Here is a 12,943-nt window from a genome sequence, read left to right as displayed (position 1 = left end):
TAACACGTCGAGCAGGGGCGGACCGTCGTTACAGCGACGCGTGGCAGCCTGGTGGACCGATTCGGAACCGCAACCTGGAGCGGCAAACTGTGGCGGAGATCACCGAGAGTACCCGTCCGGACCCGTAACGTCCACTGTGGACCGGTCCTAGGCTGGCCGGATGAGTTCGGAGACGGGGCCCCGCCTGAGCGGCGTCGTGGGCGTGGTGCTGACGGTCCGCTTCCTCACCGAGCTGGCCCTCCTGGGCGGCTTGGCCCTGGCCGGGACCCAGCTCGGCACGGGCGTGGCGCTGGCGATCGTCGACGCCGTCCTGCTCCCGCTGGTGGCCGCGGCGATCTGGGGGCTGTTCATCGCCCCGCGAGCCCGCCCACGGCTCCCGGAGCCGGCCCGCTTCCTGGTCGAGTTCGCCCTGTTCGCGGTGATCGGCGTGGTCCTCGTGCTGGTGGGGTGGCCGGTGAGCGGGATCGTCCTGGCGGTGGTCGGCATCGGCGTCGCGGCGCTGACCCGGGTCGTCGCCGAAGACGGCTGAAGCCCTCCGCGCCGGAATGGCGCAGAGGGCTCCGGCAAATTGCCGAGCGGGAATTGCTCAGCCGATTTTCTCCGCGGCCGGGATCACCTCGGTGCCGAACTTCTCCAGCACCGCCGGGTCGTGGACGTGCGGGACCATGCCCAGGGCCACGTCGATGCCCAGCCCGTGCAGGCGCTCCAGCTCGGTCAGCAGCTCGCCGGACTTCGAGCCGTCCTCGCCGATGTCGAGGATGTGGTAGACGGTCTTGGTGATCGAGTCGTAGTCGCGGCCCTCGTTTTCGCAGTGCTGCTTGAGGACGTCGAGCTTGTGCTCCAGCTCCGGGCTGTTGAACAGGTTGCACTGGTCGGCGTACTTCGCGACCAGCCGCAGCGTCTTCTTCTCGCCGCCGCCGCCGATCATGATCGGGGGGCGCGGGTCGGAGAGGGCCTGCGGGACGTTCAACAGCCTCGTCGCGTCGAAGTGCTTGCTCTTGAACGGCTCGTCGCCGTCCGCCCACATCTGCAGCACGTACTGGAGGTTCTCCTCCAGCAGCTCGAAGCGTTCCGCGACCGGCGGGAACGGGAAGCCGAGGCCGCGGGACTCGTCCTCGTTCCAGCCCGCGCCGATGCCGAGGATCGCGCGGCCGCCCGACAGGACGTCGAGCGTCGTGATCGCCTTGGCCAGCAGGCCCGGGTGGCGGTAGAGGACGCCGGTGACGACGGTCAGCAGCTTGGCGCGCTCGGTGTGCGCCGCGATGAAGCCGAGGGTCGTGTACGCCTCGAGCATGTCGTTTTCGACGGGGCCGACCCCGCCGATCTGGAAGAAGTGGTCCATCACGGCGATGGAGTCGAAGCCCGCGTTGTCGGCGGTGCGGACGACGGCGGCCAGTTCGGCGCCCAGCGCGGACGCCCCGTTCGGCCAGGTGAAGTCGGGGATCTGCAGTCCGAGTTTCATGCTTCCCGACCGTATACCTGGAGTTGCCCCAGCTGGGGGCTCAGAAATCGCGGACGATCGAAACCCGCCCGTTCAGGGGATCGGTGACCCACACCGCGCGCGTGCGCTGGTCGACCGCGACGTCGCCGGGGTTGACGCCCAGCGACAGCTCGCCGGTCAGTGTGCCGCTCGCGCCGTCGACGCGGCTGAGGCCGTTCTGGCCGCCGTTGGTGTACACCGTGTTCGTGCCCTGGTGCACTGCCAGCGCCGAGGATTCGCTGCGCAGCAACACGGTCTTGCGCTCGGTGTGCGTTGCGGCGTCCACAATGGACATGTGGTGGATGCCGGAGTTGGCGACGTACACCGTGCCGCTCGCCGCGTGCACCGCGACGGCCGTCGGGCGCGCGCCGACCGGCACGCTCGCCACGAACTTCCCGCTGTCGATGGAAAACACCTCGACCGAGTCCGTCGCGGTGCTGGCGCAGTAGGCCAGCTTGCGGCCGGGGTCGACGGCGATGCCGGCGAGGCTCGGCTTCGGGCCCGGCACCAGCGCCGCCAGCGTGCAGCTGACGCCGTCGAGCACCGCGAGCGAGCCGGTGCCGCCGCTGGCCGCGTAGACGCGGTCGGCCTGCTCGTCCACCGCCAGCGCGGACGCACCCGTCCCCGCGCCGATCACGCTCACCAGGTCGTGCGTGCGGGCGTCGAGCACCACCACGGTGCCCGCCGGCGGGTTCGCGACGTAGATCCGGCCGGCCTTGGCGTCCACGGCGACGTCACCCGGCTCGCCGCCGACGTGGACCCGCGCGACCACCGCGGCGCTCGCCGGGTCGATGACGGACACGGCCCCGGCCTCGGGATCCGCGACGTAGGCGAGCCCCGTGACGGGATTCACCGCCACCCCGGCCGGCGACCCGCCGACGTCGATCGACCGGACCTCCTCCGCGCGCGCCACCCCGGGCAGGACCAGGGCCCCGGCACCCGCGGTGACCAGGGCGAACAGGGTCCGTCGGCCCAGCTGGCGACCTCGCATCGACGCCTCCGCTCTTGATCGACTCGCCCCTCGAGCGTAACTCGCGCGATGCTCACGTGAAGGAACTTCGCGTCCCCCGATCGCGTTGTTTCCAGTGGGTAACCCACTTCCAGAGCGGACGGAGGCGAGCGCGTGCACGGGCACCAGAACGGACTCAAGACGGCGTTGCTGCTCGGCCTGCTGTCGGCGATCATCATCGCGATCAGCGGGCTCTTCGGCCGCGGCGCCCTGGTCATCGGCCTGCTCATCGCGCTCGGGATGAACGCGTTCGCCTACTTCAACTCGGACAAGATGGCGTTGCGCGCGATGCGGGCGCGGCCGGTGTCCGAGGTCGAGCAGCCGGCGATGTACCGGATCGTGCGCGAGCTCGCGCACGTCGCCCGCCAGCCGATGCCGCAGCTCTACCTGAGCCCGACCGTCGCGCCGAACGCGTTCGCGACCGGCCGCAGCCCGCGCCACGCGGCCGTCTGCTGCACCACCGGCATCCTCGACCTGCTCGACGAGCGCGAGCTGCGGGCCGTGCTCGGGCACGAGCTGTCCCACGTCTACAACCGCGACATCCTGATCTCGTGCGTCGCCGGCGCGCTGGCCAGCGTGATCAGCGTGCTCGCGAACATCGCGCTGTTCTTCGGCGGCAACAACCGCGACGGCAGCCCGCTGGTCAGCCTGATGCTGATCTTCGTCGGCCCCATCGCGGCCGCCGTCATCCGGATGGGCGTCAGCCGGTCGCGGGAGTATCAGGCCGACGCGTCCGGCGCGGAACTCACCGGCGACCCGCTGGGCCTGGCCTCGGCGCTGCGGAAGCTCGACGCGGGCACGCGGGCGCGGCCGCTGGTGGCCGAGCCGCAGCTGGTGTCGCAGTCGCACCTGATGATCGCGAACCCGTTCCGCCCCGGCGAGGGCCTGAGCAAGCTGTTCTCGACCCACCCGCCGATCGCCGACCGGATCCGGCGGCTCGAGGAGATGGCGCGCCGCGGGCCGGGCGGGCTCTAGGCCGACGCTCCCGCCGCGACGGCGACCGCCTTCACGTAGTCGCCGTAGCCGGACTTCGCGAGCTTCGCGCCCAGCGCGTAGCACTCGTCGGCGTCGATGAAGCCCATCCGCAGCGCGATCTCCTCCAGGCACGCGATGCGCACGCCGGTCCGGTGTTCCAGCACCTGCACGAACTGGCCGGCTTCGAGCAGCGAGTCGTGCGTGCCGGTGTCGAGCCAGGCGAACCCGCGGCTGAGCTCGACCAGCGTCGCCCGGTCCTGCCGCAGGTAGGTCAGGTTGACGTCGGTGATCTCCAGCTCGCCGCGCTTCGACGGCTTGAGCGAGCGCGCGATGTCGACGACGTCGTTTTCGTAGAAGTACAGCCCGGTGATCGCCTTGTTCGAGCGCGGCTTCGCGGGCTTTTCTTCGATCGTGCGCAGTTTCCCGTCCGGGCCGACCTCGCCGACGCCGTAGCGCTCGGGGTCCTTCACCGGGTAGCCGAACAGGACGCAGCCGTCGAGCTCGCGCACGGCCTGCTGCAGGCGGCTGGAGAAGCCCTGCCCGTAGAAGATGTTGTCGCCGAGCACGAGCGCCACGTCGTCGCCGCCGATGAAGTCCGCGCCGATCACGAACGCCTCGGCCAGCCCGTTCGGGCTGGGCTGCTCGGCGTAGGAGAACGAGACGCCGAACTGGTCGCCGCTGCCCAGCAGCCGGCGGAACATCGGCAGGTCGGTGGGGGTGGAGATGATCAGGATCTCGCGGATCCCGGCCAGCATCAGCACCGAGATCGGGTAGTAGACCATCGGCTTGTCGTAGACCGGCAGCAGCTGCTTCGACACCGCCTGGGTGATCGGGTGCAGGCGGGTCCCGCTGCCTCCGGCCAGCACGATGCCCTTCATGAACTGCCTCCCTCTCCTCGGCCACGACTGGGTCCCCACCCTACGGGCTGGGCCGGACCGGCCGATCGAGAAGCGCTAGAAGGCCGGTCCTTTGCCGAAGTAGGCCTTGCAGCCCAGGTTGTACTCGGTGGCGACCTCCAGCACGTTCCGGCCGTCGTCGACCGGCAGCAGCGTCGAGGAGTAGTTGGGGCAGAAGTTGTTGTAGATACCGGTGATGTGCACGGGGGCGGGCAGCTCGTACCAGTGACCGCTGCCGAAGTCGTCGTTCGCCAGCAGGACCTGGCCGTTGTTCGGCTGCGGCTGGCCCTTGGCGTTGGTGTAGATCTGCCCGACCATGACGATCCGCACACCGTTCGGGCCGCCGGGGAACAGCGTGATCGTCTGCGCGTGCTGGAAGTAGTTGCCGTTGGCGGTGTTCACCCGGGTGCCCGGGTCGGTGGGGCTGCCCCAGTTGGCGCCGTCGGCCGAGATCTTGAAGTACGGGTCGCAGTAGCGGTCGCGGTAGTTGCAGATCTCGTAGGCGAAGTAGAAGCGGCCGTCGGGCAGCCGCCGGATGATCGGCATGCCGGGCCGGACGCGGTCCGGCGGGATCGCCAGGGTGAGCTGCTTGGTGCCCCAGGTCACGCCGTCGGTCGAAGCGACCCGGTTGAGCACCTGCGCGTACTTCGGCGCCTGCGTCTCGTCGGCGTAGTGCAGCCAGAGCGTGCCGCCGGCGTCGACGGTGAACTCGGGCTCCCAGATGCCGTCGATGTTGTGCGACCGCGCGGCTTCGGACAGGAAGCTCCACGCCCGGCCGCCGTCCTTGCTGGCCCAGATCCGGATCCCGACGCGGCGCTGCGGCCCGGCGTCCTGCCGGTAGGACGCGGCCCACAGCAGCGTGCCGGCGCGGAGCTTGCCGACGCGTTGCGGCAGCTCGTAGACGGTGCCGCAGCACATGCCGTAGCGGCCGTCGGGGTCGTGGATCTCGCCGATCTCGTGGAAGGACTCGCCCTCGTCGGTGCTCTCCAGCACCGGGGTGAACTTGCCGCCGGCGTCTTCGCTGGTCAGCGTGGCGATGATGCGCCCGCGGCCGATGACGGAGTGGTCGAGCCGGATGAGCCGGGCGTAGGAGCCGTAGCCGGGCACGAGCTGACGGCGCTCGGCGGCGCTCGCGGGGGTGAGCAGCGTCGCGATGAGCGTCAGCGGCAGCACGAAGACGAGAAAGCGGCGCATCCGGACCCTCTCCACGCGGTGATCGCGCGATTACAACACGCTGATCGGGTCCGCCGTGGACAGTCACACGGCTCATTAGCGCGTTCGGGGGGTTTGCTGTGCGCCATCGGGTGACCGAGTCGCGGCCCGTGACGGTAACGCGGAGGTGGGGGCCGTCGAAAGTTCACGGGGGGCCGGTGGTGGCCCCGAGGGGGAACGATGAAACTACGGCTGTTCGGCGTGCTCGTCCTGGTCCTGGCGGCGGGGTGCACGCCCGGTGTCGGCTACGGGACGATCGAGGAGGCGTCGTCCGGCGGCTCCGTGCAGATGCCGACGTCGACCGCGCCCCCGGCACCTCGTGAAGTGCCGGCGGAGACGCACACGGGCAAGGGCAGCGGCGAGTTCGAGACCAGCTGGCCGGCCGACCAGATGGGCTTCTTCACGTTCGACTGCCCGAAGTGCTCGTCGAACGTGATCATCGACTCGGACGGCGGCGAGCACGGCCTGGTCAACGCGATCGGCGCGTACAAGGGCACGACGTGGCTGAACACGTACGAGGGCCGGCCGACGAAGCGGGTGACGGTGCACGCGAACGCCGCGTGGACGGCGACGATCTCCGATTTCCGCAGCCTGCCGTCGGCGGTGGCGGGGCAGGAGTCGAAGGGCAAGGGCGAGGCCGTGTTGCGCCTGCCGGCCGGGGTGTCGAAGGTGCGGTTCACGGCCAAGACGCGGGGGAACATCGCGCTGTGGATCAACGCGGGGGAGTTCCGCGACCTGCTGCTGAACCAGATCGGTGACGTGCAGGTGGAGCGGGATGTGCGGGGGCCGGGGTACCTGAAGGTGTCGGGGTACGAGGCGAGCTGGACGCTGACGCCGTCCTGAGCGGGCACCCGGTGACGCCGGGTGCCCGCGGTGACGTCAGCGGTAGTTCGTGAACTGCAGCGCGATCTCGAAGTCCTTGCCCTTCAGCAACGCGATCACGTCCTGCAGCTGGTCTTTCTTCTTACCCGAAACCCGCAGCTGGTCGCCCTGGATCTGGGCCTGGACGCCCTTCGGGCCTTCGTCGCGGATGAACTTCGCGATCTGCTTCGCCTTGTCCGAAGCGATGCCCTGGAGGATCTTGCCGCCGATCTTGTAGATCTTGCCCGAGAGGGCCGGCTCGTCCGCTTCGAACGCCTTCAGGGAGATGCTGCGCTTGATCAGCTTCTCCTTGAAGACCTCGACCGCGGCCAGGGCGCGCTCCTCGGTCTCGGACTCGATCGCGATCGCCTCCTCGCCGGACCAGTTGATCGTCGTGCCCGTGCCGCGGAAGTCGAACCGCGTTCCGAGCTCCTTGCTCGCCTGGTTGAGCGCGTTGTCCACCTCCTGGCGGTCGACCTTGCTCACGACGTCGAAAGAGGGATCCGCCACGTGTCCTCACACCTCGTACTCGCTTGTCAGGGGCCACCCAGCCTAGCCCCCACCGGGCCACGGGTATCCCGGTTGACCCCCGTCCGGATCCGTTGGGTAAGCTTCTCCCCGGCCGGTTCGCCCGGCCTTGGCGGGTTACCCGAGTGGCCAAAGGGGACTGGCTGTAAACCAGTTGGCTTACGCCTACGGGGGTTCGAATCCCTCACCCGCCACCCCATGACGACGACCCCGTGACCGCTCGGTCACGGGTTCGTCTGCTATGCCGCGATTGTGCGAATTGCCGAAGAATACCGAGTCCGCGCGATTCGGCGGGCATTCTGCCGCGCAACGGGTGAAGATTCGTTCCCCCTTTCGCTCGCATTTCGAAATACTTCCGTGAATCGGTAACGGCGCCCGTGACCCGCCCGACCACCGCAGGGGGCAGGGGTCGACAATGGAGGTGCACATGCCGGTACCCGGGATGCTCGAACGCCCGACGCGCGAGCAGCTCGTGCGGGTCCAGTACGCCGATGCCCGGCTCGTCGACGACTACGCCGACGGCTACTCCGGGCCGGGGCCGACCGCGCGGTACCACCGGTCCCGGCTGCACGCCGTGGACCGGGTGCTCGAAAGGCGGTGCGGTGGCGCGCTGCTCGACGTCGGGTGCGGGCCGGGGATGATGGTGCGGCACCTGCTCGACGGGCGGCCGGGGGACTTCGCCGTCACCGGGTGCGACCGGTCCGCCGCCATGGTCGACGCGGCCCGGGAACGGGCCGGGAAAGAAGCGGAATTCGCCGTCGGCGACATCGGGGAAATGCCGTTCGCGGACGGCGCTTTCGACATCGCGCTCGCCATGGGCGTGCTCGAATACGTGGACATCGGGCCGGCGTTGCACGAAATCGCGCGGGTGGTCCGGCCCGGCGGGCTCGCCGTCGTCACCATGCTCAACCCGCGCAGTCCCTACCGGCTCGTCGAATGGGGGCTGTACTGGCCGGCGCGCCGCGTGCTCGGCGGGCTCGAAGAAGCCTTCCACTTCCCGCGCCGGCACGGGGCGCGGCGCACCGGCATCAAGGCTTACGCGCCGCGGCGGCTGCGCCACGAGCTGTGGCGCGCCGGGCTGCAACCCGAGGACACGCTGTACTACGACGTGACCGCGCTGGTGCCGCCGCTCGACCGCCTCGTGCGGCGTCCGCCTGACCGTCCGGAGAGGACGGTCGGCCGCGGCGCCGCCGCCGGACGGCTCGGCACCGGGTACCTGATCGCCGCCCGGCGGCTCTGACCGCACGCGAACGGCCGGTTTCCCCGGGGGAAGGGGAAACCGGCCGTTCGTCGGGTGGCGGCGCTCGGGGTTACGCCGCCTGGGGAACCGGCGCGGACGCCGGGGTCAGTGCGAGGTCGAGGACCTCGCGGACGTTCGCCACCGCGTGGACGTCCAGCTGGGACAGCACCTCGGCCGGGACGTCGTCGAGGTCCGGCTCGTTGCGCTGCGGGATGATCACCGTCTTCATCCCCGCCCGGTGCGCGGCCAGCAGCTTCTGCTTGACGCCGCCGATCGGGAGCACCCGGCCGGTCAGCGACACCTCACCGGTCATCGCCACGTCGGCGCGGACCACACGGCCCGAGAGCAGCGACGCCAGCGCCGTCGTCATCGTGACGCCCGCCGACGGCCCGTCCTTCGGGACCGCGCCCGCCGGGACGTGCACGTGGATGCCGCGCTTCTTCAGGTCGCCCACCGGCAGCTCCAGCTCCGCGCCGTGCGAACGAAGGTAGGACAGCGCGATCTGCACCGACTCCTTCATCACGTCGCCGAGCTGGCCGGTCAGCTGCAGCCCGGACGCGCCGGACTCCTCGTCGGCCAGCGACGCCTCGATGTAGAGGACGTCACCGCCGGCGCCGGTCACCGCCAGGCCGGTCGCCACGCCCGGGGTCGCCGTGCGCTGGGTCGAGGCCGGCAGCGACGACTCCGGGATGTGCCGCGGACGGCCGAGGTAGGTGTCCAGATCGGGCGCGTCCACCGTCAGCGGCAGCGAAACCTCGTCCAGCGCGACCTTGGTCGTGATCTTCCGCAGCACCTTCGCGATGGTCCGGTTCGCGTTGCGCACGCCCGCCTCGCGGGTGTACTCGGTGGCGATCCGGCTGAACGCGGCATCGGTCAGCACCACGTCGGCGGTGCCCAGGCCGGCGCGCTCCAGCTCGCGGGGGAGCAGGTGGTCGCGGGCGATGGTGACCTTCTCGTGCTCGGTGTAGCCGTCCAGCGTGACGAGCTCCATGCGGTCCAGCAGCGGGCCGGGGATGGTCTCGAGCGCGTTGGCCGTCGCCAGGAACACGACGTCGGACAGGTCCAGCTCGACCTCGAGGTAGTGGTCGCGGAACGTGTGGTTCTGCTCCGGGTCCAGCACTTCGAGCAGCGCCGCGGTCGGGTCGCCGCGGTAGTCGGCGCCCACCTTGTCGATCTCGTCGAGCAGCACGACCGGGTTCATCGAGCCGGCTTCCTTGATGGCGCGGACGATCCGGCCGGGCAGCGCGCCGACGTACGTGCGGCGGTGCCCGCGGATCTCCGCCTCGTCGCGGATGCCGCCCAGCGCGACGCGGACGAACTTGCGGCCCATGGCCTTCGCGACGGACTCACCCAGCGACGTCTTGCCGACCCCGGGAGGGCCCGCGAGGGCGAGCACCGCGCCGGAACGCCGTCCGCCGACCGGGGCGAGGCCCGATTCCGCGCGGCGCTTGCGCACGGCCAAGTACTCGATGATGCGTTCCTTGACGTCGTCGAGACCGGCGTGGTCGGCGTCGAGCACCGCCCGCGCGGCCGCGATGTCGTAGACGTCCTCGGTGCGCTCGGTCCAGGGCAGCTCCAGGACGGTGTCCAGCCAGGTGCGGATCCAGCCGCCTTCGGGGGACTGCTCGGACGTGCGGTCCAGCTTGTCCACTTCGGCCAGCGCGGCCTTCTTGACGGCGTCCGGCAGCTCAGCGCCTTCGACGCGGGCGCGGTAGTCCGTCTCGTCAGCGGTGCCGTCGAGCTCGCCGAGCTCCTTGCGGATCGCTTCGAGCTGGCGGCGCAGCAGGAATTCCTTCTGCTGCTTCTCCATGCCCTCGGCGACGTCCTTGCGGATCGTGTCGGTGACCTCGAGCTCGGCCAGGTGCTCCTTGCTCCACTCGAGCGCCTTCTCCAGGCGTGCGCTGACGTCGAGCGTGGTCAGCAGCTCGAGCTTCTGGTCGGTGTCGAGGTACGGCGCGTTGCCGGACAGGTCGGCGATCGCGGAGCCGTCTTCGACCTGCTGGACGGCGTCGATCAGCTGCCAGCCGCCGCGCTGCTGGAGGATCGAGATGACGACGGCCTTGTACTCGGCCGCGAGCGGCGCGGTCCGGTCGTTCGTGGTTTCGGGGGCGTCCTCGGCGTGCACCCAGCGGGCGGCGCCGGGGCCGTCGGCGATCCGGCCGACGAGCGCGCGGGACGTGCCGCGCAGCAGCACGGCGGCCTTGCCACCGGGCACGCGGCCGATGCGCTCGACCGTGGCGACGGTGCCGAACTCGGCGTACTCGCCGTGGACGCGCGGGACGATGAGGACCTCGGCCTTGGTGGCGCCGGTCGACCGGATGCCGGGGAAGGAAGCCTGGCTCGGGGTGTTCGCCTGGGCGGACTCCACCGCGGCCCGCGTCTCGGTGTCGGTGAGGTCGAGCGGGACGACCATGCCCGGCAGCACGACGTCGTCATCGAGCGGGAGCACGGGCAGGAGGCGGGTGTCGGACATGTGCACTCCTCGGTTAGTTGAGTCTGCCTAGCTCAACTCTCCGATGGGTGTGTTTGTTTCCGATGGTGCGTTCGCCCACAGCGATCAGGGAAAGTGCAGGTCAGGGGGTTGGTCGGGCCGCCAACCCGGCAACGCCGTGATCTCCGGCGACGGCAGCGGCTGGTCGTCGAATTCAGGGCACGAGCTCGACCGCCGGACGCGGCCACGCCGGCTCGGCCCAGTCGATCAGCGAGTACCGCGGCGGGGCGATCGGCGCGGCTGCAGGTCAGGCGCCCGGTCGGGCCGCGATGCCGCACCAAGCGAACGGACGCGCTTCCGCCTCCAGCGCGTTCAGCTTCCGGTCCGGCCGCCAGTCCGGCAGGTGCACGATGCCCGGCTCGAGCAGCGGCCAGTCGCCGAACAGCGGCTCGATCTCGTCGCGGTCGCGCAGCCACACCGGGTTGCTCGTCTTGCGGTACTGCTCGACGAACCAGCGCAGCCCGTCCAGGTGCGGGCCTGTGCCGTCGCCCTCGCTCATCTGGGAAATCGCCAGCCAGCTGCCCGGCGCGAGCTTGTCGCGGTACGCCGCCAGGATGCCTTCGGGGTCGTCGTCCGGGCCGACGAAGTGCAGCACCGCCATCATCATCAGGCAGACCGGCTGCGAAAAGTCGATGAGCCGCTTCGTCTCCTCGGCGCGCAGGACGGCCTTCGCGTCCCGCATGTCCGCCTGGACGATGCCGGCCCAGTCGGTCGCGGCCTCCTCTTCGAGGATCAGCGTCGCGTGCGCGACCGCGACCGGCTCGTAGTCGACGTACACCACCTTCGCGTCGTGCTCGTCGGGCAGCTCGGCCTCGACGACCTCGTGCACGTTGCCCGCCGTCGGGACGCCGGAGCCGAGGTCGATGAACTGGCGGATCCCCGCGCGCAGGGCCGCCCGGACCGCGCGGTTCATGAACTCGCGGTTCTGCTTCGAGCCCGGGCGCACCAGCGGCCACTGCTGCTCCATGCGCCTGCCGAACTCGCGGTCCACGGCCCAGTTCTGGGTGCCGCCCAGGTACCAGTCGTAGATCCGGGCCGCGGACGGCTTCTCGGTGTCGACGCCCTCGGGCGCTCTCGGCGCCGAATCCCGCTGGTCGCTCACTCCCGGCTCCCCTCGCTCCTCGCGGGACCAGCCTATAAGGACCGGCCGGCCGGGGTAAGCCGCCAGTCGTTCAGCGAACGGCCGGCCGGCGCTGCCAGTACGTCCACAGCGGTCGGTAGCCCTGCGCGTACCAGAACGGCGTCGACAGCGGGTTCGCCGCCGCGTGGTGCAGGAGGACGACGTCGGCGCCTTCTTCGTCCAGGACGTGGTGGGCGTGCGTGGCCAGCGCGGTGCCGACACCGGACGACCGCGCCGTCTCCGCGACGGCCAGCGAAGAGAGGTAGCCGACGCGGGACGCTTTGACGCGGTCGCTGATCCAGCCGGTCTCGCCGGGGTGCTGGACGTTGACCATGCCGAGCGGACGGCCGTACAGCTCGGCGATCCACAGCGGCGGCTCCGGCCGGGCCAGCTGCTCGGCCAGGTCCTTGGCCATGATGTCCTCGATGCCCTTGCGGAAGTTGACCGTGCCGTACTGCGCGTCGAAGGTGTGCAGCTCCAAGCCCAGCTCGACGGCGGTTTCGAGGTCGCCGGGCTCGGCGCGGCGGATCTTGACGCCGGGCGTGCCGCGCGGGCCGGCCGGGATCATCCGGTCCGCCGGGCGGACCGCGACCACCCGCAGCGGGGCGAACCCGTGGTGCAGCATTTCCCGCGTGCCGGCGGCGTCCCGGCTCGCGCGCGGCACGATCGCCGCGGTCTCGGTGTCGCCGCGCTCGGCGACCGCGCGCAGATGTTCATCCCATCGGGTGAGGAGGGCGTCGAGGGCGGCCGCCGGCTGCGGGCCGGCGAGCTGGAGGTCGAGCCGGTGCTCGGTCAGCGCCCGCCACGGCGCGTTCGGCGCGTCCTGGTCGACCTGGATGCGCGAGGCGAGGCCGGAAGCGGCCGAGCCGGCGGTCGCGACCTCCAGCACCACCGCGCTTTCGGCCGCTTCGAAGGGAGAGGAACCGGGGAGCAGGGGATCCACCGCCGCGAGCCGGGCCGCGTGTTCGGTGGCTATCACGTCGCTGTGCATGGGTTCATTGAAGCGCTACCCGGGACGTCGTGCGCAGAGGACCGACCCCTGGTTCGCCACCCGATGTTTCACCCCTTGGTCCACGCAGGTCAGCGCGTTCGAGGCATTGTTAACCCTGGGGTGATCTCCTACTGTCTCGA

General features: G+C 70.7%; 12 protein-coding genes and 1 tRNA gene. 5 read left to right on the top strand and 8 right to left on the bottom strand.

Annotated features, from left to right (window positions below; all coding sequences use genetic code 11):
* Positions 1-160 precede the first annotated feature (160 nt).
* Positions 161-529, top strand: coding sequence for a YrdB family protein (locus MUY14_RS33720; protein ID WP_247015199.1), 369 nt, complete (start codon positions 161-163; stop codon positions 527-529).
* Positions 530-586: 57 nt separating this feature from the next.
* On the opposite strand, the gene MUY14_RS33715 is transcribed toward MUY14_RS33720, so the two are convergent.
* Positions 587-1,462, bottom strand: coding sequence for an LLM class F420-dependent oxidoreductase (locus tag MUY14_RS33715; RefSeq protein WP_247015197.1), 876 nt, complete (start codon positions 1,460-1,462; stop codon positions 587-589).
* A 40-nt stretch (positions 1,463-1,502) separates the two neighbouring features.
* The gene (locus MUY14_RS33710) at positions 1,503-2,471 is read right to left on the bottom strand and encodes a YncE family protein (RefSeq protein WP_247015195.1); all 969 of its coding nucleotides are present in this window, start codon (positions 2,469-2,471) and stop codon (positions 1,503-1,505) included.
* 132 nt (positions 2,472-2,603) lie between these two features.
* On the opposite strand from MUY14_RS33710, the gene htpX reads away from it, so the two are divergent.
* Positions 2,604-3,464, top strand: coding sequence for a zinc metalloprotease HtpX (gene htpX / locus MUY14_RS33705; RefSeq protein ID WP_247015193.1), 861 nt, complete (start codon positions 2,604-2,606; stop codon positions 3,462-3,464).
* Here htpX and rfbA read toward each other — a convergent pair.
* Positions 3,461-4,342 carry a glucose-1-phosphate thymidylyltransferase RfbA gene (gene rfbA / locus MUY14_RS33700; protein WP_247015191.1) on the bottom strand — a complete coding sequence of 294 codons (882 nt, stop codon included), beginning with the start codon at positions 4,340-4,342 and terminating at the stop codon, positions 3,461-3,463. The genes htpX and rfbA overlap by 4 nt on opposite strands.
* 75 nt (positions 4,343-4,417) lie before the next feature.
* Entirely contained in the window at positions 4,418-5,554 is a 1,137-nt protein-coding gene (locus MUY14_RS33695; protein WP_247015188.1) for a sialidase family protein, read from the bottom strand.
* A gap of 198 nt (positions 5,555-5,752) precedes the next feature.
* On the opposite strand from MUY14_RS33695, the gene MUY14_RS33690 reads away from it, so the two are divergent.
* Complete coding sequence (locus MUY14_RS33690; protein WP_247015186.1) at positions 5,753-6,415, top strand: hypothetical protein; 663 nt, start codon at positions 5,753-5,755, stop codon at positions 6,413-6,415.
* 36 nt (positions 6,416-6,451) lie between these two features.
* Here the strand turns inward: MUY14_RS33690 and MUY14_RS33685 are convergent, their stop codons facing one another.
* Entirely contained in the window at positions 6,452-6,943 is a 492-nt protein-coding gene (locus tag MUY14_RS33685; RefSeq protein ID WP_247015184.1) for a YajQ family cyclic di-GMP-binding protein, read from the bottom strand.
* 129 nt (positions 6,944-7,072) lie between these two features.
* On the opposite strand from MUY14_RS33685, the gene MUY14_RS33680 reads away from it, so the two are divergent.
* Positions 7,073-7,155 (top strand) — tRNA-Tyr (locus MUY14_RS33680).
* A gap of 233 nt (positions 7,156-7,388) precedes the next feature.
* Positions 7,389-8,201: a class I SAM-dependent methyltransferase gene (locus MUY14_RS33675; protein WP_247015182.1), complete on the top strand. Its 813-nt coding sequence runs from the start codon at positions 7,389-7,391 to the stop codon at positions 8,199-8,201.
* Between the two features lie 70 nt (positions 8,202-8,271).
* Here MUY14_RS33675 and lon read toward each other — a convergent pair whose 3' ends face one another.
* From lon to MUY14_RS33660, 3 genes are all read right to left on the bottom strand, one after another.
* Positions 8,272-10,674: an endopeptidase La gene (gene lon / locus MUY14_RS33670; protein WP_247015180.1), complete on the bottom strand. Its 2,403-nt coding sequence runs from the start codon at positions 10,672-10,674 to the stop codon at positions 8,272-8,274.
* A 265-nt stretch (positions 10,675-10,939) separates the two neighbouring features.
* Complete coding sequence (locus tag MUY14_RS33665) at positions 10,940-11,794, bottom strand: SAM-dependent methyltransferase (RefSeq protein WP_247015178.1); 855 nt, start codon at positions 11,792-11,794, stop codon at positions 10,940-10,942.
* Between the two features lie 70 nt (positions 11,795-11,864).
* A complete protein-coding gene (locus MUY14_RS33660; RefSeq protein WP_247015176.1) occupies positions 11,865-12,803 on the bottom strand; it encodes a GNAT family N-acetyltransferase in 939 nt (312 codons plus the stop codon).
* Between the last annotated feature and the right edge of the window lie 140 nt (positions 12,804-12,943).

Source organism: Amycolatopsis sp. FBCC-B4732, from assembly GCF_023008405.1.
Classification (GTDB): Bacteria; Actinomycetota; Actinomycetes; order Mycobacteriales; family Pseudonocardiaceae; genus Amycolatopsis; species Amycolatopsis pretoriensis_A.
Note: the sequence above shows the minus strand (reverse complement) of the source record. Positions and strands in the feature narration are given on the sequence as shown.

Coding starts and splice junctions, on each gene's coding strand:
- MUY14_RS33690 (WP_247015186.1), top strand. CDS start 5,753: ATGAAACTACGGCTGTTCGGCGTGCTCGTCCTGGTCCTGGCGGCGGGG.
- lon (WP_247015180.1), bottom strand. CDS start 10,674: ATGTCCGACACCCGCCTCCTGCCCGTGCTCCCGCTCGATGACGACGTC.
- MUY14_RS33720 (WP_247015199.1), top strand. CDS start 161: ATGAGTTCGGAGACGGGGCCCCGCCTGAGCGGCGTCGTGGGCGTGGTG.
- MUY14_RS33660 (WP_247015176.1), bottom strand. CDS start 12,803: ATGCACAGCGACGTGATAGCCACCGAACACGCGGCCCGGCTCGCGGCG.
- MUY14_RS33695 (WP_247015188.1), bottom strand. CDS start 5,554: ATGCGCCGCTTTCTCGTCTTCGTGCTGCCGCTGACGCTCATCGCGACG.
- MUY14_RS33715 (WP_247015197.1), bottom strand. CDS start 1,462: ATGAAACTCGGACTGCAGATCCCCGACTTCACCTGGCCGAACGGGGCG.
- rfbA (WP_247015191.1), bottom strand. CDS start 4,342: ATGAAGGGCATCGTGCTGGCCGGAGGCAGCGGGACCCGCCTGCACCCG.
- MUY14_RS33675 (WP_247015182.1), top strand. CDS start 7,389: ATGCCGGTACCCGGGATGCTCGAACGCCCGACGCGCGAGCAGCTCGTG.
- MUY14_RS33710 (WP_247015195.1), bottom strand. CDS start 2,471: ATGCGAGGTCGCCAGCTGGGCCGACGGACCCTGTTCGCCCTGGTCACC.